The organism is Stenotrophomonas forensis (assembly GCF_028752115.1).
GTDB lineage: Bacteria > Pseudomonadota > Gammaproteobacteria > Xanthomonadales > Xanthomonadaceae > Stenotrophomonas > Stenotrophomonas forensis.
Genome location: NZ_CP082270.1, coordinates 1461694 through 1479468 on the forward strand (window position 1 = coordinate 1461694; position 17775 = coordinate 1479468).

17 protein-coding genes are annotated in these 17775 nt (G+C 67.3%); 10 read left to right on the forward strand and 7 right to left on the reverse strand.

Annotation, left to right across the window (positions count from 1 at the left end):
* Window positions 1-71: 71 nt before the first annotated feature.
* Together K5L94_RS06865 and K5L94_RS06870 are read left to right on the forward strand one after the other, a co-directional pair.
* Entirely contained in the window at window positions 72-1142 is a 1071-nt protein-coding gene (locus tag K5L94_RS06865; protein WP_053449189.1) for a sensor domain-containing diguanylate cyclase, read from the forward strand.
* Window positions 1143-1305: 163 nt separating this feature from the next.
* A complete protein-coding gene (locus tag K5L94_RS06870) occupies window positions 1306-2466 on the forward strand; it encodes an AAA family ATPase (RefSeq protein WP_053451270.1) in 1161 nt (386 codons plus the stop codon).
* A 30-nt stretch (window positions 2467-2496) separates the two neighbouring features.
* On the opposite strand, the gene K5L94_RS06875 is transcribed toward K5L94_RS06870, so the two are convergent.
* Window positions 2497-3444, reverse strand: a complete 948-nt coding sequence (locus K5L94_RS06875; protein WP_049456461.1) for a DMT family transporter — start codon at window positions 3442-3444, stop codon at window positions 2497-2499.
* A 79-nt stretch (window positions 3445-3523) separates the two neighbouring features.
* On the opposite strand from K5L94_RS06875, the gene K5L94_RS06880 reads away from it, so the two are divergent.
* Entirely contained in the window at window positions 3524-4138 is a 615-nt protein-coding gene (locus K5L94_RS06880; protein ID WP_053449190.1) for a Pr6Pr family membrane protein, read from the forward strand.
* Here K5L94_RS06880 and K5L94_RS06885 read toward each other — a convergent pair.
* Together K5L94_RS06885 and K5L94_RS06890 are read right to left on the reverse strand one after the other, a co-directional pair.
* Entirely contained in the window at window positions 4059-4934 is an 876-nt protein-coding gene (locus K5L94_RS06885; protein ID WP_053449191.1) for a DUF72 domain-containing protein, read from the reverse strand. The two genes, K5L94_RS06880 and K5L94_RS06885, sit on opposite strands and share 80 nt — an antisense overlap.
* On the reverse strand, window positions 4931-5374 hold the full coding sequence (locus K5L94_RS06890; protein WP_053449192.1) for a VOC family protein: 444 nt from the start codon (window positions 5372-5374) through the stop codon (window positions 4931-4933). Before K5L94_RS06890 ends, K5L94_RS06885 begins: the two co-directional genes overlap by 4 nt.
* Window positions 5375-5484: 110 nt before the next feature.
* Between K5L94_RS06890 and K5L94_RS06895 the strand changes: the two genes are divergently transcribed.
* The 3 genes from K5L94_RS06895 (at window position 5485) to agp (ending at window position 10220) form a co-directional block, all read left to right on the forward strand.
* The gene (locus K5L94_RS06895; protein WP_274512345.1) at window positions 5485-7047 is read left to right on the forward strand and encodes a serine hydrolase; all 1563 of its coding nucleotides are present in this window, start codon (window positions 5485-5487) and stop codon (window positions 7045-7047) included.
* 132 nt (window positions 7048-7179) lie between these two features.
* Window positions 7180-9012: a multidrug efflux ABC transporter SmrA gene (gene smrA, locus K5L94_RS06900; RefSeq protein WP_053449194.1), complete on the forward strand. Its 1833-nt coding sequence runs from the start codon at window positions 7180-7182 to the stop codon at window positions 9010-9012.
* Window positions 9009-10220: a bifunctional glucose-1-phosphatase/inositol phosphatase gene (gene agp, locus K5L94_RS06905; protein WP_274512346.1), complete on the forward strand. Its 1212-nt coding sequence runs from the start codon at window positions 9009-9011 to the stop codon at window positions 10218-10220. The genes smrA and agp overlap by 4 nt, the downstream gene beginning before the upstream one ends.
* A gap of 9 nt (window positions 10221-10229) precedes the next feature.
* Here the strand turns inward: agp and K5L94_RS06910 are convergent, their stop codons facing one another.
* The gene (locus K5L94_RS06910; RefSeq protein ID WP_274512347.1) at window positions 10230-11228 is read right to left on the reverse strand and encodes a polysaccharide lyase; all 999 of its coding nucleotides are present in this window, start codon (window positions 11226-11228) and stop codon (window positions 10230-10232) included.
* Between the two features lie 165 nt (window positions 11229-11393).
* Between K5L94_RS06910 and K5L94_RS06915 the strand changes: the two genes are divergently transcribed.
* Window positions 11394-11630 (forward strand): hypothetical protein, encoded by a 237-nt coding sequence (locus K5L94_RS06915; RefSeq protein WP_049456456.1) that lies wholly within the window; start codon window positions 11394-11396, stop codon window positions 11628-11630.
* Window positions 11631-11714: 84 nt separating this feature from the next.
* Here the strand turns inward: K5L94_RS06915 and K5L94_RS06920 are convergent, their stop codons facing one another.
* On the reverse strand, window positions 11715-13523 hold the full coding sequence (locus K5L94_RS06920) for a DUF885 domain-containing protein (RefSeq protein WP_053449197.1): 1809 nt from the start codon (window positions 13521-13523) through the stop codon (window positions 11715-11717).
* A 112-nt stretch (window positions 13524-13635) separates the two neighbouring features.
* Here K5L94_RS06920 and K5L94_RS06925 point away from each other — a divergent pair, with 112 nt between their 5' ends.
* Together K5L94_RS06925 and K5L94_RS06930 are read left to right on the forward strand one after the other, a co-directional pair.
* Window positions 13636-13992, forward strand: a complete 357-nt coding sequence (locus K5L94_RS06925) for a GFA family protein (RefSeq protein ID WP_053449198.1) — start codon at window positions 13636-13638, stop codon at window positions 13990-13992.
* 32 nt (window positions 13993-14024) lie between these two features.
* Entirely contained in the window at window positions 14025-14807 is a 783-nt protein-coding gene (locus K5L94_RS06930) for a DUF4349 domain-containing protein (protein WP_049456462.1), read from the forward strand.
* A gap of 41 nt (window positions 14808-14848) precedes the next feature.
* Here the strand turns inward: K5L94_RS06930 and K5L94_RS06935 are convergent, their stop codons facing one another.
* Window positions 14849-15142 (reverse strand): hypothetical protein, encoded by a 294-nt coding sequence (locus K5L94_RS06935; protein ID WP_005408721.1) that lies wholly within the window; start codon window positions 15140-15142, stop codon window positions 14849-14851.
* A gap of 69 nt (window positions 15143-15211) precedes the next feature.
* Window positions 15212-16156 (reverse strand): LysR substrate-binding domain-containing protein, encoded by a 945-nt coding sequence (locus tag K5L94_RS06940; RefSeq protein ID WP_053449200.1) that lies wholly within the window; start codon window positions 16154-16156, stop codon window positions 15212-15214.
* Between the two features lie 115 nt (window positions 16157-16271).
* Between K5L94_RS06940 and K5L94_RS06945 the strand changes: the two genes are divergently transcribed.
* On the forward strand, window positions 16272-17144 hold the full coding sequence (locus K5L94_RS06945; protein ID WP_049456459.1) for a DMT family transporter: 873 nt from the start codon (window positions 16272-16274) through the stop codon (window positions 17142-17144).
* Window positions 17145-17775: the final 631 nt, after the last annotated feature.

The following is a 17775-nucleotide window of genomic DNA, read 5'->3' on the forward strand; positions in this document are numbered from 1 at the left end:
ACCACCCGGCACGCGGATTGCGCACCCGCATCGGCTAGACTTCGCAGTGACCTGCCGGAACATGACGCTGCATGATCAAGCCCGACAAGCCTGCCAACGAAGCCCTTCGGCTTGAGGCGCTGTACCGCTACCGCATCCTGGATTCGGAGCGCGAGAAATCCTTCGATGACCTGGTGGTGATCGCCAAGGCGGTCTGCGGCACCTCGATGGCCGCCGTCACCCTGATCGACGTCGAGCGGCAATGGTTCAAGTCGATCCAGGGCATTGATGCCGCGGAGAACCTGCGCAGCGAATCGATGTGCGGCCACGCCATCCTGCAGCCGCAACAGATCATGGTGGTCGAGGACGCGCTGCAGGACATCCGCTTCCATGACAATCCGGTGGTGACCGGCGATCCGCATGTCCGCTTCTACGCGGGTGCGCCCCTGATCAGTTCCGACGGCCTGCCGCTGGGTACGCTGTGCGTGTTCGACGCGCATCCGCAGCGCCTGGCCAGTGACAAGGCCGAGGCCTTGGCCGCGCTGTCGCGGCAGGTGATGCTGGTGATGGAGCTGCGCCGTTTCGCGCTCGACATCCAGAAGCACATGCTGGAACGCGACGATTACGAGCGACTGCTGTCGGAGTACCAGGACGTGCTGCTGGCCCAGAATGCCGACCTGGCCGAACAGAGCCGCACCGACGCGCTGACCGGCCTGCCCAACCGGCGCGCGATGGCGGCGGCGCTGGAAGAGGCCGTGGCGATGAACGGCGCGCAGCCCGCTGCAGCCTGTGTCGCGCTGCTGGACATCGACCATTTCAAGCACATCAACGACTTCCAGGGCCATGCCACTGGCGACCGGGTGCTGGCCGAACTGGGCACGCTGCTGCGCTCGCACTTCGCCGGTCGCGGCATGGCGGCACGCTATGGTGGCGAGGAGTTTGTCGCGGTGATGCCGGCCACCGACCTGCATGCGGCCGAACGGCAGTGCGAGTTCCTGCGCCTGGCGGTAGCCGAGCTGCCGCTCGGTTTCCCGGTGACCATCAGCATCGGCGTTGCCCAGCACCAGTCCGGCGAAAGCGTGGACCAGATGCTGGCACGCGCCGACAAGGCGCTGTACCGCGCCAAGGGCAACGGCCGCAACCGGGTGGAACTGGCCGGCTGAAACACCGGCAACTCGCGCGCTGAACGCATGCGATGCGTGGTGATTCGATCCCGTTCCAGTAGATCCACGCCATGCGTGGATGCTCTTCCCGATTCACATCGCGTCGCAGCTCGTGCGATCAGGACCGGCCAGCATGGCGGTCCTGTTTCCACGGACCTCGAGCATGCTGCAGACCCTGGCCATCGCGCACTATCGCTCGCTGCATGGGCTGGTGCTGCCGCTGCGGCAGTTGAATGTGATCACCGGCGACAACGGTAGCGGCAAATCCAGCCTGTACCGCGCGCTGCGCCTGCTGGCGGAAACCGCACAGGGCGGCGTTGCGGCGGTGCTGGCCCGTGAAGGCGGGCTCGGCTCGGCGCTATGGGCCGGCCCGGAAACCCTTGATCGGCGGGTCATGGCCGGCGAGATTCCGCTGCAGGGCGGCCCCCGGCAGGCTTCTGTGGGCCTGAAACTGGGATTTGCCACCGACCAATTCGGCTACGCCATCGATCTGGGTTACCCGCCGCCCAGTCGTTCGGCGTTCGCACTGGACCCGCAGATCAAGGCCGAGGCGATCTGGGCCGGGCCGTTCCTGCGCAGCGCCAACCTGCTGGTCGATCGCCGCGGGGTGATGGTACGGCAACGCCATGCGCGCGGCTGGGATCTGATCGATGACCGCTTGTCGCTGTTCGACAGCCTGTTCACCCAGGTCGGTGATCCGCAGCGCATGCCGGAAACCATCGCCCTGCGTGAGTACATCCGTCGCTGGCGCTTCTATGATCACTTCCGCAGCGATGCCGATGCGCCGGCGCGACAACCGGCGATGGCCACGCGCACGCCGGTGCTGCATCACGACGGCCGCGATCTGGCCGCGGCCTGGGTCACCATCCTCGAGATCGGAGATCCGGTCGGGTTGGCATGCAGCGTTGAGGATGCCTTCCCGGGTGCCTCGGTGGGCTTCGACGAGCTGGACGGTCGGCTGGCCCTGCGCTTCCACCAGCCCGGCCTGCTGCGGCCGTTGTCGATGGCGGAACTGTCCGATGGCACCCTGCGCTTCCTGCTGCTGGCCGCCGCCCTGCACACGCCGCGGCCGCCGCCGCTGCTGGTGCTGAACGAGCCGGAGACCAGCCTGCATCCGGACCTGCTGCCGGCGCTGGCACGGCTGATCATTGCCGCCAGTGCGCGCAGCCAGGTATGGGTGGTATCACACGCCAGCCGCCTGATCGCGGCGCTGGAACAGGCGCCGGGGTGCCATTCGCTGCACCTGCACAAGGAACACGGGCGCACGCTGCTGAGCGGGCAGGGGCTGCTGGATGTTCCGGCATGGCACTGGCCGCAGCGGTAATACGGCGATCGATACTCCGCGTGGATACGTTCAATCGGCGATGTTGCGTGCTTCCGCCGTACCGAGAATCTCCGGGTGCTGTACCGGCTTGCGTCGGTTCAGCAGCGGGTGCAGGAATACCGCGCCGACGATGATCGCCACGCCCAGGTAGAACCACGGGGTGACCTCGTGCTGTTCGCGCAGCAGCACCACCGCCAGCAGCACCGCATAGACCGGTTCCAGGTTGGTCACCAGCTGCACCGTGTAGGCGCTCAGGTGGCGCAGCGCGACCAGCGCCAGCGCGAACGGCAGCAGCGTGCAGAACCCGGCCAGCACCAGCAGCAGGATGCCGTCGTGCAGGTCCGGGACGATCCACAGCGGGCTGGCCAGTGCCGGCAGCAGGTACGGCATCAGCGGTGCCAGCAGGGTCAGGGTGAGGGTGCCCGCACCCAGCTCCAGCGCGGTGACTGTCAGCGGATCGGCATGGCTGACCATGCGTTTGTTGAGCGAGCCGAACACCGCCACCAGCAGTGCCGAAAGTGCGCCGATCAACACACCCAGGCGCATGCCATCGGGTACGCCACCGACCACCAGCGCCACGCCGGGCAGCACGGCCAGGCCGAACGCCAGTTCGCGCAGCTGGAACGGCCGCTTGGCCACCCACGGTTCGATGATCGAGGTGAACACCGGTGCCAGCGCGATGCAGGTGGCGGCCACCGACGCATTGGCCAGCTTCACCGCGCCATAGAAGGTCAGCCAGTGCAGGGCGACCAGCGCACCGATGCCGGCGTAACCGGCCACCAGTCGCAAGGGCAGGGTGCGCAACCCGCGCCAGACCCGCGGCAGCAGGGCCAGCATCGCCGTCACCAGCAGCATGCGCCACCACACCAACGGCAGCGCGGGCAGGGTGATCAGCTTGCCGAGGATGGCGGTGACGCCCCACAGCAGGACACAGAAATGGATCTGCCAGAGTGCTTTGCGGGTGTCGGGTGTGCTCATCCGTGTATTGTGCGGCAAGCGCAGGTTCGCGGCGATGGTCCCGGTCGCCGCTGCGCCCCGTTCCTGGCGAGGTATCCGCATGCCTGCAGGCCCGATGTTCGTGCGTGGATGGGCGGCGTTGACCGCCCTGGTCGCTGCCACCTCGCTGCTGCTGCAGTACCTGTTGCTGCTGGGCGGGCCCGGCGGCGATGCGGGCGTGGTCGCGGCGACCCTGCGCTTCTTCGGTTACTTCACCATCCTCAGCAATCTGGGCGTGTGCCTGGGGTGTGCATGGCTGGCACGCGGCCGCCCGCTGGGCGGGACCGTGGCCGCGGCCATGGCGCTGTGCATCGGCGTGACCTGTCTGGTCTACGTTCTGGCCTTGCAGGCGCTTTGGCGACCCACTGGCCTGCAGTGGTGGGTGGATATGGGGCTGCACTACGCTGTGCCAGTGTTGTACCTGGGCGGCTGGCTGCTGCTGCTGCCGCACGGCGGCCTGCGCTGGCGTGCATTGGCGGTGGTGCTGTGGCTGCCGCTGGCCTATCTCGGTTGGGCGATGAGCCTAGCCTGGCTGCTGGGACAGGCACCGTACCCGTTCCTTGAGGTGCAACGGATCGGGGCGGTGGCCTTCGCGATCAACGTGCTGCGCGTGGCCGCGGTGTTCGTGCTGGGCTGGACGATGCTGTGGGCGCTGGATCGCTGGCGCCGTCGATGAGCCGCTGCAATGCCATCGCCGCCGCCGGATTGCGTGCCTTGCCCGCGCCGATGCACAGCAGGTAGACCTCGCGGGGCCTGGCCGGGGGCGGTTCGGCCAGGCAGGGCAGGTCGTCCACGGGCTCGCCTTGTGACCAGCGTCGTGCACGTTCGGCCCAGCGTTGCTGCACGGGCACAGGCAGGCCCTCCTTCAAGCGGGCCTGGCTGCGCTTGATCCGCGCGTAGACGAAGCCGGCACTGATGTCGCCGTGCAACGGCGCCTCGTCACTGTCCTCGATCACCAGGGCCACCTCATGACGGCGGGCGGCGGCAACCAGCGCAGGACCGTGCACCGCTGCATTGCGCACTTCCAGCGCGTGCTGCAGCGGCACGCCATCCAGCTGCTTCGGCAGCTGGGTCATCAGTGCGTCCAGCGCTTCGGCATCAGCCGGATGGCGTGGATCGAACTGCCACAGCAACGGACCGAGCCGGTCGCCAAGCGCGAGCGCAGCCTGCAGGAATGGGGCGGCGGCCTCCACCGTGCTGGACAGGTCGCGGCGCTGCACCAGGTAGCGTGGCGCCTTCATCGAGAATCGGAAGCCCTCCGGCGTCTGCGCCGCCCATTGCGCGCATTGGGTCGGTGTAGGTGTGCGGTAGAAGGTGCCGTTGATCTCGATGCAGCGCAACGCACGGCTGGCATGCGCAAGTTCTTCGCGCTGCGCAAGCCCCGCCGGATAGAACGTGCCGCCGCGCCATTCGGGGAACACCCAGCCACCGATGCCACAGCGGATGGCCGCCTGCCGGGAAGCGACCGTCACTGGCCGTGGTCCGCGCGCCACGGGTCGTAGCTGCCGAACCACCACAGATAGCCTTCCGGGTCGGCGCAGGCGTAGCCGCGACCACCGTAGTCCTGGTCGGCGATGTCGATGACGATGCGTGCTCCGGCGGCCTTGGCGCGGGCGTAGTGCGCATCGGCATCGGTGACGATCACGCACGCGCTCTGGGTCTGGCGGCCACCGACCTCGTCAGGCATGGCGGTGTGCTCGGTCCACGCACTGTGGTTGCTGGCCGAACCGAGCATGATCATGCCGTGGCCGAAGGTCAGCTGCGCGTGGAACACGGTCTCGCCGTCGGCGTAGACGGCCTGGGCGTGGAAGCCGAAGGCGCGCTGCAGCCAGTCGATGGCGGCCAGCGCGTCGCGGTAGCGCAGGCACGGAATGATGGTGGAGCCGTTGCCCGGCTGGCTGTTCTCGCCCATGACACCCCTCCTATGGCACAGGGCAGGGTGCGCCGGCGGCCGTTACCATTCCGCGAAACCCCGGTGACGGCCTGCACATGGCCGCGACCCTTGTTCGGAGATGGTGCTTGATGAAAACCTGGATTGGAGGCGCCGTGCTGCTGGCCTGCACGACCATGGCGAGCGCGTCGACCCCGACGCCGCTGCAGGATCTGGATGCGACGGTCGAGCGCGTGCGCGCGCAGTTCGACGTGCCCGGCATTGCCGTGGCCGTGGTCAAGTATGGCCAGGTGGTGCTGGAACGCGGCTGGGGCGTGCGCGAGCAGGGCAGGCCGGAGCCGGTGCAGGCCGACACCCTGTTCGCCATTGCGTCCAACACCAAGGCGTTCACTGCCACTTCGCTGAACCTGCTGGCCGAAGACGGCAAGCTGAAGATGGACGACAAGGTGATCGACCACCTGCCGTCGTTCCGCATGTCCGACCCGTTCGTGACCGGGCAGATGACGATCCGCGACCTGCTCTCGCACCGCAGTGGCCTGAGCCTGGGTGCCGGTGACCTGCTGTTCTGGCCGACCACGTCCTACAGCAACGCCGAAGTGGTGCAGCGGCTGGGCCAGGTGCCGCTGAAGGGCGGTTTCCGCGAGAGCTATGCCTACGACAACATCCTGTACGCGGTGGCCCAGCAGGTGATCGAGCACGTCTCGGGCATGAGCTACCAGCAGTTCCTGCAGACCCGCATTTTCGACAAGGTGGGCATGGCCGGCACGCGCTACAACGCCGATCACCTGAAGCCGGGCGACACGGCGGCCGTCGGCCACGCCAAGTACGATTTCAAGGACCTGCGCACGGTTGCGCCGCTGACCTGGTCGAACAATGCCGGCGCCGGTGGCATCTATTCCAGCGCGCACGACATGGCACGCTGGATGCAGGTGCAGCTGGCCGAAGGCAAGCTGGCCGACGGCACGCCCTTGTTCACCGAAAAGAGCCAGCAGCAGATGTGGCGGATGATCACGCCGCAGTCGATCCCGGCGCCAAGCGTGCCGGAGCTGGCACCGGCGCGGGCCAACTTTGCCGGCTACGGCGAAGGCTGGAGCCTGAGTGATTACCGCGGCCAGAAGCTGGTCTGGCATACCGGTGGCTGGCCGGGCATGGTCTCGCGGCTGACCCTGGTACCGGGCGAGAAGCTGGGCGTGGTGGTGCTGACCAACCAGGAAGTGGGCGCGGCGTTCAACGCGATCACCCTGAGCGTGCTTGATGCCTACCTGGGCGGGGAGAAGCACGACTGGGTCGATGCCTACGCCAAGGCCATGGCCAAGGGCCAGGGCAAGGCGGATGAAGCCTGGGCCAAGCACCAGGCTGCACGGGACAAGCGCAGCACGCCGTCGCTGGCGCTGGCCGGCTACACCGGGACGTTCCGCGACCGCTGGTATGGCGACATGCAGATCAGTGCCGAGGGCAAGGGCCTGCGCCTGCGTTTCATGAAGACCGCGCAGCTGAGCGGCCGCCTGGAGCACTGGCAGCACGACACCTTCATCGTGCGCTGGGAGGATCGCTCGCTCAACGCCGACGCGTTCGTGAACTTCACCCTGGACCCGGACGGCAAGGTACGCGACGTGCGCATGCAGCCGATCTCCGGCCTGACTGATTTCAGCTTCGATTTCCAGGACCTGCTGTTCACCCCGGTGGCCCGGTAGAGGCCAACCTTGGTTGGCCTGCGGTAGGGCGCCCGCCAGGGCGGGCGACGACCGGAGTGATCAGGCGATCGTCGGCTGGCGTACACATGCGGCGTGGGATACTCCGCCGCTTGCAAGAGGCGAGGGAATGCAATGTTCCGTTGGTTTGAATCCCTGATTCCGGTATTCCCGCCCGTGGATGGGCGGATGCCACCGCGCAAGGTGCTGCCGTTCTACCTGCACTACCTGCGCCCGGTGTGGCCGGTGCTGCTGGCCACGCTCATCGCCGGCCTGCTGCTGGCGCTGGTGGAAGTGGCCATGTTCGATTACCTGGGCCGCATCGTCGACATGGTCGCCGAGCAGCCGGGTGCCGATTTCTTCACGCGCCACGCCAACGAACTGGGCTGGATGCTGTTCATCACGGTCATCGCACGGCCGATCCTGGTCGGCCTGCACAACCTGCTGGTCAACCAGGCCATCGTGCCGGGCCTGAGCAACCGTTCGCGCTGGTTGATGCACAACTACGTGGTGCGGCAGAGCCTGAGCTTCTTCCAGAATGACTTTGCCGGCAGCGTCGCCAACCGGGTGATGCAGACCGGCACCTCGCTGCGCGAGTCGGCGGTGCAGATGGTCGATTCGCTCTGGTACATCGTGGTCTACACCGGCACCGCGCTGTACCTGTTCGCGCAGGCCGACTGGCGGCTGATGGTGCCGTTGATCCTGTGGCTGCTGGCCTATGCGGTCATCCTGTTCTACTTCGTGCCGCGCGCGAAGGAACGGGCCTGGATCGCCTCCGAGGCGCGTTCCAAGGCGATGGGCCGCATCGTCGATGGCTACACCAACATCCCCACGCTGAAGCTGTTCGCCCATGGCGGGCGCGAGCAGGCCTATGTGGCCGAGTCGATCCAGGAACTGGCGGTCAAGCACCGCGCACAGACCCGCATCACCACCGGCATGGACCTGACCATCGCCATCGTCAACGGCTTCCTGATTGCCGGTACCTGCGGGCTGGCGCTGTGGCTGTGGAACGGCGGCCACATCACGGTCGGCGCGATCACCCTGGCCACCGGCCTGGTGATCCGCATCCACAACATGTCCGGCTGGATCATGTGGACGATCAACGGCATCTTCGAGGACATCGGCACGGTGCAGGATGGCATCACCACCATCGCCCAGCCGCTGACCGTGCAGGACCGCGAGGATGCGGTGCCGCTGCAGGTGACCCGCGGTGGCGTGCATTTCCAGGACATCCACTTCCACTATGGCAAGAAGGGCGGCGTGATCGCCGGCCTGGACCTGGTGGTGAAGCCGGGCGAGAAGATCGGCCTGGTCGGCCCGTCCGGCGCCGGCAAATCGACCCTGGTCAACGTGCTGCTGCGCCTGTACGACCTGGAAAGCGGCCGCATCCTGATCGACGACCAGGACATCGCCCATGTCACCCAGGAAAGCCTGCGCCAGCAGATCGGCGTGGTCACCCAGGACACCTCGCTGCTGCATCGTTCGATCCGCGACAACCTGCTGTACGGACGCCCGGATGCGACCGAGGAACAGCTGCGTGCTGCCGTGGCCAAGGCACGTGCCGAGGCCTTCATCGATACGCTGGTGGACGGGCAGGGCCGTCGTGGCTATGACGCGCATGTCGGCGAGCGTGGCGTGAAGCTGTCCGGTGGCCAGCGTCAGCGCATCGCCATTGCCCGCGTGCTGCTGAAGGACGCACCGATCCTGGTGCTGGACGAGGCGACCTCGGCGCTGGATTCAGAAGTGGAAGCGGCGATCCAGGACAGCCTGGACGAACTGATGGGCGGCAAGACGGTGATCGCGATCGCGCACCGGCTGTCGACCATCGCGCGCATGGACCGGCTGGTGGTGATGGACCAGGGCCGCATCGTCGAGACCGGTACCCATGCCGAACTGATTGCGGCCGGCGGCCTGTATGCGCGGTTGTGGGCGCGGCAGACCGGTGGTTTCGTGGCGGCCGATCAGTGATTGCCCTGCTGCTGGCACTCAGCCTGGCAACTCCGGCCGCAACTGCGGCGACAGCGCCGGTGGAAGGCGACCAGCTCGAGCAGGTCGTCCTGCTCAGCCGCCACAACCTGCGCGCGCCGGTGGTGGACTCCGGCGCTCTTGCCAACGCGACACCGGAAACCTGGCCGCGCTGGGACGTCGCTGCGGGTGAGCTGACCACCAAGGGCGGCGTGCTGGAGGTCTACATGGGCCGCTACATGGGCCAGTGGCTGCGGCAGGCACAGCTGTTGCCGGTGTCGGATTGCCCGCGGCCCGCCGACTTCCACGCCCATGCCAACAGCCTGCAGCGCACCCAGGCCACCGCGCAGTTCTTCGTGGCCGGTGCCTTCCCGGGCTGCCATGTTGTGATTGAACAGCGCATGCCGCTGGGCACCATGGACCCGCTGTTCAACCCGGTGATCCACCGCGATGACGCGGCCTTCCGCGAACGCGCGCAGTCGGCGATGCAGCAGGCGTTGGTACGTTCGCAGCTGGCACCGGCCCTGTCCGTGGTGGAGGCGATCACCCGCTATCCGCAGTCGGCGGCGTGCGAGGGCCATGGTGACTGCCGTCTGACCCTGGCCGGCACCCGCTTCAGCGCAGACGCGGGCAAAGAGCCGCGCGTCTTTGGATCCCTGGCCCTGGCCAGCGGGCTGGTCGATGCCCTGCTGATGGAGCACTACCAGGGAAGTGGCATTCCGCGCGAAGGCTGGGGCCGGTTGAACACGGAGGCGCAATGGCAGGCGCTGGCGCAGATCCGCAACGGCTACCAGGACATCCTGTTCGGACCACCCGAGGTGGCACGGGATGTGGCCGGGCCGCTGCTGGAACGATTGGGCGCGTTGTTTGAAGATCCGGCCTCGCCGAAGGTGAACCTGCTGGTTGGCCATGACTCCAACATCGGGTCCGTGCTCGCCGCGCTGGGAATCAGCGACTACACGCTGCCAGGCCAGTACGAGAAGACACCGATCGGTGGCCTGCTGCAGTTCGAGCGCTGGCGTGACCGCCACAGCGGGGCGGAGCGTATCCGCCTGGCCTACGTCTACCCGACCAGCGCGCAGCTGCGTGATGCGCAGCCGCTGACCGAGGCGCAGCCGCCGGGCCGCGTCGCGCTGCGTGTGCCGGGGTGCGCGGCACAGGGCTGCACCGTCGCCGAATTCCAACATCTGCTGCATCCGGCAGCCCGCTGAGCCACGCCGCTAACGCAGCGGCGCACGCACGATGCCGTGCGTGGCCATCAGGGTAAGATCGCCTCCCAGCCGCGGCGAGTGAAATGGCCCGCGTGCGTGTGCCGCGTCGAACAGGCCACCATCGGGTGAGCGCAACCGGTAGAACTCGACCCAGCCGCTGGCCTGCAGCGGCAGCTGTGCAACGCCGGTCTGTTCGTTGAACCACGCAGGGTCCTTGCTGCCTTCAATGACGCGGCGGGCAAGGCGGTCGATGGCGTGATCCCGGCTGGCGTACCAGTCCTGGCCGCGCAGCCGCGCCAGTTCGGCCATCACCACCAGCGGCGCCAGCGCGTAATCGTGGTAATGCAGGGCGCGTTGCCCGCGCGCCATTTCCAGCGGCAGGCTGCCATCGTCCTGGATGTCATCGATGCCCTTCTGGAAGGCGGCGTGGCCGGCCCGCCACAGGGTCTCGTCATCGGTGGCCAGGCCGGTGGCCAGCACGCCCAGGCCGCCCCAGTAGTAGTGGTTGTTGCGGCGCCGTTTCGGATTGTCCCAGTACGCCAGGTTGGCACGCGCCAGCTGTTGCAGCCACGGATCGATGCGCGCGCGCTGCTGCGGGTCGGCCTGGTCATGCACCTTCAGGTAGGCCATCGCCACCGCATCGAGCATCCACTGCCGCATGTAGAACGACTGATCGTTGTTGACCCGGATCATCTGCCCGAGCATCGCGCCGTCCTTCGCCCATGCGCCCAGCCAGGCGAGCGTGCACTGCGCGGCGGCAGGGCTACCGTCGCGCAGATAGTCGTCGCTCATGCGCGCCACGTCCGCGGCATAACGGTCCAACGGCGCGGTGGCATCGTGATTCTGCTGGTGCAGTGCCGGGTCGATCACCGAACCGGCCTTGTCGGTGTAGTAGCCCAGGGCGCGGATGTCGGGGTGTCCGGCCGGCGGCGACGGGCAGGCGGCGAAGGCAGTGCCGGCCGCCAAGGCAGCGGAAAGGAGGCCGAGGCGTAGCGCGAGTATGCGCATTGGAACCTGCAGGGAAAGGGAAGGCCGTGCGAACGATGCGCCCGGAGTCGTTTGCCAGTTGTGAGGCCGCGCAAGCCCGCTCTGCAAGTGCTCAGGACCGGAGCGGCGCCTGAAGCTCAAGAGTCGGCTAGTCTGTCGTCATCAATTCAGCGGGAGGAAGTGGCGATGAAAATCACGGATTTTCTCGTGATGGACGGTGAGGGTGACGAGATCCCTGCTGATCCGCATGGCAACCATGTGGCTTTCAACTGTTTCGAGTGCGGATACCCGGTAGTGGCTGGCTCATTGGAAAACGAGCGGGGCAGCGATGAAGATTGCCCTGCAGCCTGTCGTGGCTGTGGTGTTGAGTACTTCGTAGATCTGCGGCTGGGCTCAAAGAAAATGTACATCCATCTGCTCTGACCCGGCAGCAGCCCAGGCAGGGGCGAACAAAAAAAGCGGCCCGGGTTTCCCCGGGCCGCTCCGCTTCATCTCACACCGTCCCGATCACTCGATCGGCTGGTCCAGCATCAGCTGGCGGGCGAAGCGCACCGGCGGTGCGCCGTAGGACAGCACCTGGTCGTGGTACGCCTTCAGGCTGAACTTGTCGCCCAGCTTTTCCTGCACCGCCTTGCGCGTATCGAAGTGTTCCTGCGCACCGACGAAGTAGGTCGGCAGCTGCGCCGAGGTCAGCTGTGCACGCACCCACTTGCCGGCCGCCTCGCTTTCCTGCTGGAACGCGTCGTGGGTCATCAGGTGCATCGCCTTTTCGCGATCCCAGTTGTCCACGTGCACGCCCTGGTCGAGGATCGCGTTGGAGATCGTGCGCAGGTAGAACTTCAGCTGCACCAGGTGGAACAGCGGGTCGTTGTTGAGGTAACCCTGCTCCTGCATCATGCGCTCGGTGTAGACCGCCCAGCCTTCGGCGAACAGGCCCGAACGCAGCACCGCACGCAGGGTGGAGGGGAACTTGGCCGAGTGCCAGCCCTCCAGGTAGTGGCCCGGGGTGCCTTCGTGGATGCTCAGCAGGTGGATCATGCGCGAGTTGTACTCACGCAGGAACGAGTCGACCTGCTTGTCGTTCCAGTCGTCCGGAATCGGCGACACGGCGTAGAAGGTCTTCAGGTTCTTGTCCAGCGGGCCCGGCGAATCGCAGTAGGCCACGGCCACGCCACGCTGGAATTCCGGCATCAGGATGATGTCCACCGGCGCGTCGGGCAGGGTCACCAGGTCGTGCTCGCGCACGAACGCGGTGGACTGCTCCAGCGCGGCCTTGGCATCGTCGACCACCTTGTCGCGTGCCGGCTTGTCGGCGTAGGCCAGCTCCAGCGCGGCTTCGATCGCCTTCTGCTGCTGCTCGTCGGTCGGCTGGGCCGGCATCTCCGGCGCGCCCGGCTTGTCTTTCAGCACGGTCTGCGCGATGCCATACATGTCTTCGCGCACGCGCTTGAGTTCGGCGCGCGCACGCTCACCGATCTCCTGGCGCGACAGCGACGAACTCAGCGCGAACTTCAGCTTCTGGTCGTACTTTTCCGCACCGATGCGGAAGTCGCCCTTGGCGTTCGGCACCAGGGTCTTGTCCAGCCAGGTCTGCTGCTCGTCCACCGCCTTCTTCAGGCCGTCGATGGCGGCCTGCAGGCGCTGCTGGTCGGCCTGCGGCAGTTCACCGATGTGCGGGGTGATGAAGGTATCGACGATGCTGAGGATGCCCTTGTTCTGCTTGGCCACCGTCTCGGCATGGATCTTCGGCACGCGGGCCGGGTCCAGGTTCTCGCGGGCCTGGGCGAAGATCGCCGGCAGCTTTTCCATGCGTGCGGTAGCCGACTTCAGGCGTTCCGGCAGTGGCGCGAATTCGCGAGCCATCAGGCCATAGATCGCGCTGCCGGCAATGCCGTTGTACAGCTGCGGGTCCCACTTGCCGGACTGCAGTACTTCGGCGTTCCAGATTTCCGACTGCAGCTGGTTGCGCAGGATCGCCGCGTCCACCTGGTTCTCGCGGCCCAGCTTGGCCACCTCGATCTTGTCCAGCTCGCCCAGCAGCGCCTTGTAGGCGGCCACGGTCTTCTGCTGGCCGGCGGCGCTCAGGTCGTCCAGCTCGCTGTCGTAGCGGTGGTCGCCGATCTGGGTGGCGCTGACCGGCGACAGCTGCATCCAGGTGTCCAGGGCGCGCTTGGACAGATCGGCGAAGGCGGCATCGACGGCGGCGTCACCGGCCTGCTGGCTGGCGGCCGGGGTGGAACCGGTGGTCGGGGCGTCGGCCGGCTGGCAACCGGCCAGGGCGGCGACCAGGGCGAGGGCAAGGAGATGCGGGCGCATCGGCGTTCCTGTACAGGGTCAAACCGCGAGCATAGGCCGCTGAGGCTGCTTTGTCCCCCTGCCATAGGATTACCATGGGCGCCGACAAGGACTCTCCAGCGGAGCGCAGGACATGGAATACCAGGGAAGCTGCCATTGCGGCAGGATCGCATTCACCGTACAGGCCGAAACGCCGATCAGCGATGTCATCGACTGCAACTGCTCGATGTGCCGGCGCCGCGGCGGTCTGCTGTGGTTCGCTCCGCGCGAGGCGTTCCAGCTGACCACCGCCCCGGCCGACGTGGCCACCTACCACTTCAACAAGGCGCACATCGACCACCACCATTGCCGCGAATGCGGCATCGCGCCCTACAGCGAAGCGGTGGATCCGCGTACCGGCGCGCCGATGGTGGCGGTGAACGTGCGCTGCGTGCCGCAGGTGGACCTGGCCACGCTGGCGGTGATGTCCTACGACGGAGCTGCGCTTTGAGGCCGCTGCGTGCGTGGACGCGGGCCGCGGCGATGCCGGTGCTGCTGCTGGCGCTGGCTGCCTGCGCCCAGAGTGGCCAGCGGGCGGCGGAAGCAGGCGCCAGTGCGGCCGACGCCGCCGTTGCTTCGCCGGAAGGTGCGTTCCTTGCCTACGAGCATGACGTGCAGGTACAGCTGGATGCGGCGCAGATCGCGCCCCGCATCCGGCAGATCGCCCAGGCCTGCCAGAGCGCGACGTTCGGCGACTGTGCGGTGCTGCAGGTCGACCAGCGCAGTGGCGAGCAGCCCAGTGGTGAGGTCAAGGTGCGTATTGCGCCCAAGGGGACCGAGCCGTTGATCGCCATGGCCGGCGAGGGCGGCACGCTGCAGTCGCGCAGTACGCGCGCCGAGGACCTCGCGCAGCAGGTGGCCGACACCGCACTGACCAGGGCGCGGCTGGAGAAGGAGCATGCGCGGCTGCTGTCCTACCAGGACCGCAAGGATCTGAAGGTCGAGGACCTGATGGCGATCACCACGCGCCTGTCGGAGATCGAGGCCGGCGTCGAGCAGGCCAACAAGGATGCCGCACAGCAGCGCCGCCGCATCGATACCCAGCTGGTGACGATCCATTTCGACACCACCTCCGGCCAGCGCAGCCGCAGCGAAATCGGTGACGCACTGCGTGAATCGGGCAGCATCCTCAACACCAGCGTTGCGTTCCTGATCCGTGCCGCCGCCGCGTTGCTGCCGGTGGGCGTGCTGGCATTGATCGCCGCCTGGGGCGTGCGCGCGTGGCTGCGCCGTCGTCGTCGCCGCAAGCTGCCGCCCACTTCCTGATCCGTCCGTGGGGTGCCGGCCCTTGGCCGGCACTGCCAGTGTCAGCCTTCGTCGGTTTCGTATTCGACGAACACGTCCAGCTCGAGTGCCAGTTCCTGCACCGCATCGCGCACCTTCTGCGCGGTGCTTTCATTGCCGACTTCCACTTCCAGTTCATGGATGCCCGGGCCGATGTCATCGGACAGCCCGGCCGAGCTGGAGTCGTCGTCGTCCATGTGCGGCATCAGGTCGTCGGTTTCCTCGACGTGTTCGATGCCCTCCAGGCCGAGCAGCAGGTCGCTGATGGCGCGGGCGTCGTCTTCGGTTCCGGTGATGCGCAGTCGCAGCATGGCCATGGCATGGGTACGTTGTGGGGTTCGACAGCAGACTAGCCAGCGCGAAGCAAAGAGCGGGTGAGGGCGCAGTCAGGCGTGCGTGGGTGGGCGCCCCAGCAGGCTGTCCGGCAAGGCGGGAATCGGCGTGCGTTCGTCCTGCGCCTGCTCCAGCAACCAGTCGATGAACAGGCGCGCGGCCTGGCTTGGCGGTTGCCCTTCCGCGTGCACCACGTGATACGCGTAGCGCGCCTTCAGCGCCGGTCCGGGCAGGCGCACCACTTCGTAGCGCTGCAGGTAGGGCTGGGCGATGTGGGTGCGCGCCAGCACCGCGCCCATGCCGTACACCGCAGCGCGCATCGCATCGGTACTGTCGGCGAAGGTATGCATCGGCGGCAGCGGCGAGGGCGGGCGCACGCCGGCATGGCGGAACCAGTCGCGCCAACCCTGCGGCGACAGATCGGTCAGCAGCGGCAGGCCGGCGATGCGTGCCGGATCGGCCAGGGATTCAACGCCGGCCAGCGCCGGTGATGCCACCGGGAACAGGTAGTCGTCCATCAGGTGCTGCGCGCGCAGGCCGGGCCACTGGCCCAGCCCATAACGGATGCCGACTTCCGGGCCGTTGTCATCGTAGCGATCCAGCCCGCTGCCGGTATGCAGTTCGATGCGGATGTGCGGGTGGGCCTGGGTGAAGCGCGGCAGCCGGGGCAGCAGCCAGCAGTACGACAACGAGCGCAGCGTGGCGATCCGCAGCGGCACGCTGTCCGCAGCGGGATGCAGGTGGTGGGCGACGGCGGCAACATCGGTGAAGGCGGCGCTGGCGGCGTCGGCCAGCTGGCGGCCCTCGGCGGTCAGCCGGACTCCGCGCGCATGGCGCAGGAACAGGCGGGTCTCCAGCACTTCCTCCAGGCGGCGCACATGATGGCTGACCGCGCTGGCGGTCAGGTGTAGTTCCTGCGCGGCCTGGGCGAAGTTCTGGTGGCGCGCGGCGACCGCGAATACGGCCAGCGCCGGGAGCAGGGAGGGGCGTAGCTGCATGTCCAGCCTCAAACCATATTTGTGGCTGGCAGCGATACTACGCGCTTGTGCGGCGGGCGTCTTCGCCCGATCCTGTGTGCCTTGGCGAGGAACCGACGATGGACGGAGGCAGGGCATGAACGCGGTCCCACAGGCGGCCGAGCGCGACTGGCGCACGCCGCTGGAATTGACCCTGCTGGGCGCCATCTGGGGTTGCTCGTTCCTGTTCATGCGGGTGGCGGTGCCGTCGTTCGGCCCGTTCGCGCTGGTCGAGGTGCGGCTGGTACTGGGCGCGCTGGTGCTGCTGCCGTTCCTGTGGCGTGCCCGCGCGCAGTTTCCGCCGCGGCGCTGGCTGTGGCTGGCCCCGATCGGCCTGATCAACTCGGCGCTGCCGTTCGTGCTGTTCGCTTATGCCGCCGAACAGGCACCGGCCGCGATCGGTGCGATCTGCAATGCGATGACGGTGCTGTTCGCCGCGCTGATCGCCTTCCTGTTCTTCGGCGAGAAGATCGGCATGCGCCGTGCTGGCGCGCTGCTGGTCGGTTTTGCCGGCGTGGTGGTGCTGGCCACGGCCAAGGTGTCGGGCCTGAGCATCGGCACCGCGGTGATCGCCGGCGCTGCGGCGTCGCTGCTGTACGGGTTGGGCGTAAACCTGGTGAAGCGGCACATGACCGGCCTGCCGTCGGCGGCCGCTGCTGCGGCGACGTTGTCGTGCGCTTCGCTGTGGATGCTGCCAATGGCGGTGAGCCACTGGCCACAGGCGGCGATTCCGCTCAAGGCGTGGGGTGCGGCGATTGCCCTGGGCGTGGCCTGCACCGGCCTGGCGTTCCTGATGTTCTACCGCCTGATCGGTCGCATCGGCCCGTCGCGCGCATCGACGGTGACCTACCTGATTCCGCTGTTCGGCGCGGCGTTCGCGTGGTTGTTCCTGGGGGAGGCGGTGACGGTGCAGATGTTGATTGCCGGTGCGTTGATTCTGGGGAGCGTGGCGGTGAGCCAGAAGGGCTGAGGGCGTCGACGCACTGGTAGTGCCGGGCGCTGCCCGGCAGCTCTTTTCCGCGCCTGCGGGGAGGTGTCACTTTCTTTGCTCGTGCACCGCGCTGCAGGAGCAGCGTGGAACGGCGCAGCCGGCCCGTAGGGTGGCGCACATGGATGTGCGCCATCAAGAAAGTAACCAAAGAAACACGCCGCCAGGTCGCGAGCCGGTGCTGCGCACCGGTACCCTGTGCTCCTCGGTCCGTCGAGGGACGGCGCGGGAACTCGCTGCGCTCAAACACCCGCGCCTCTTCGCCCTCGCCGGACCTGCGGTGCTCGGCTCGCTCAAGGCGGACTGGAAGGTCAAGATCAACGGCAAAGGCATCCACGCATGGCGTGGATCTACTGGGTGCAGCTGCGGCCTTTGATCTTGGATCCGCCTTGAGCGAGCCGAGCATCGCAGGGGAATCAGGGGCGAAGAGGTGCCGATGTCTGAGCGCAGCGAGTTCGGCACCGCCCCGTGATTCACCGAGAAGCGCAGGGAACCGACGTGCGAAGCACGGCGGCTCGCGATCTGGCGGCGCGTTTCTTTTGGTTACTTTTCTTTTCGCGCGAAAAGAAAAGTAACGCTCATGAACGATGAAGCGCCTTCAGCACGCGCCACG

What these genes read in the sequence shown, in the direction of transcription:
- K5L94_RS06865 (WP_053449189.1), top strand. Translation starts at nt 72, where the DNA reads ATGATCAAGCCCGACAAGCCTGCCAACGAAGCCCTTCGGCTTGAGGCG.
- K5L94_RS06870 (WP_053451270.1), top strand. Translation starts at nt 1,306, where the DNA reads ATGCTGCAGACCCTGGCCATCGCGCACTATCGCTCGCTGCATGGGCTG.
- K5L94_RS06875 (WP_049456461.1), bottom strand. Translation starts at nt 3,444, where the DNA reads ATGAGCACACCCGACACCCGCAAAGCACTCTGGCAGATCCATTTCTGT.
- K5L94_RS06880 (WP_053449190.1), top strand. Translation starts at nt 3,524, where the DNA reads ATGCCTGCAGGCCCGATGTTCGTGCGTGGATGGGCGGCGTTGACCGCC.
- K5L94_RS06890 (WP_053449192.1), bottom strand. Translation starts at nt 5,374, where the DNA reads ATGGGCGAGAACAGCCAGCCGGGCAACGGCTCCACCATCATTCCGTGC.
- K5L94_RS06895 (WP_274512345.1), top strand. Translation starts at nt 5,485, where the DNA reads ATGAAAACCTGGATTGGAGGCGCCGTGCTGCTGGCCTGCACGACCATG.
- smrA (WP_053449194.1), top strand. Translation starts at nt 7,180, where the DNA reads ATGTTCCGTTGGTTTGAATCCCTGATTCCGGTATTCCCGCCCGTGGAT.
- K5L94_RS06910 (WP_274512347.1), bottom strand. Translation starts at nt 11,228, where the DNA reads ATGCGCATACTCGCGCTACGCCTCGGCCTCCTTTCCGCTGCCTTGGCG.
- K5L94_RS06915 (WP_049456456.1), top strand. Translation starts at nt 11,394, where the DNA reads ATGAAAATCACGGATTTTCTCGTGATGGACGGTGAGGGTGACGAGATC.
- K5L94_RS06920 (WP_053449197.1), bottom strand. Translation starts at nt 13,523, where the DNA reads ATGCGCCCGCATCTCCTTGCCCTCGCCCTGGTCGCCGCCCTGGCCGGT.
- K5L94_RS06925 (WP_053449198.1), top strand. Translation starts at nt 13,636, where the DNA reads ATGGAATACCAGGGAAGCTGCCATTGCGGCAGGATCGCATTCACCGTA.
- K5L94_RS06930 (WP_049456462.1), top strand. Translation starts at nt 14,025, where the DNA reads ATGCCGGTGCTGCTGCTGGCGCTGGCTGCCTGCGCCCAGAGTGGCCAG.
- K5L94_RS06935 (WP_005408721.1), bottom strand. Translation starts at nt 15,142, where the DNA reads ATGGCCATGCTGCGACTGCGCATCACCGGAACCGAAGACGACGCCCGC.
- K5L94_RS06940 (WP_053449200.1), bottom strand. Translation starts at nt 16,156, where the DNA reads ATGCAGCTACGCCCCTCCCTGCTCCCGGCGCTGGCCGTATTCGCGGTC.
- K5L94_RS06945 (WP_049456459.1), top strand. Translation starts at nt 16,272, where the DNA reads ATGAACGCGGTCCCACAGGCGGCCGAGCGCGACTGGCGCACGCCGCTG.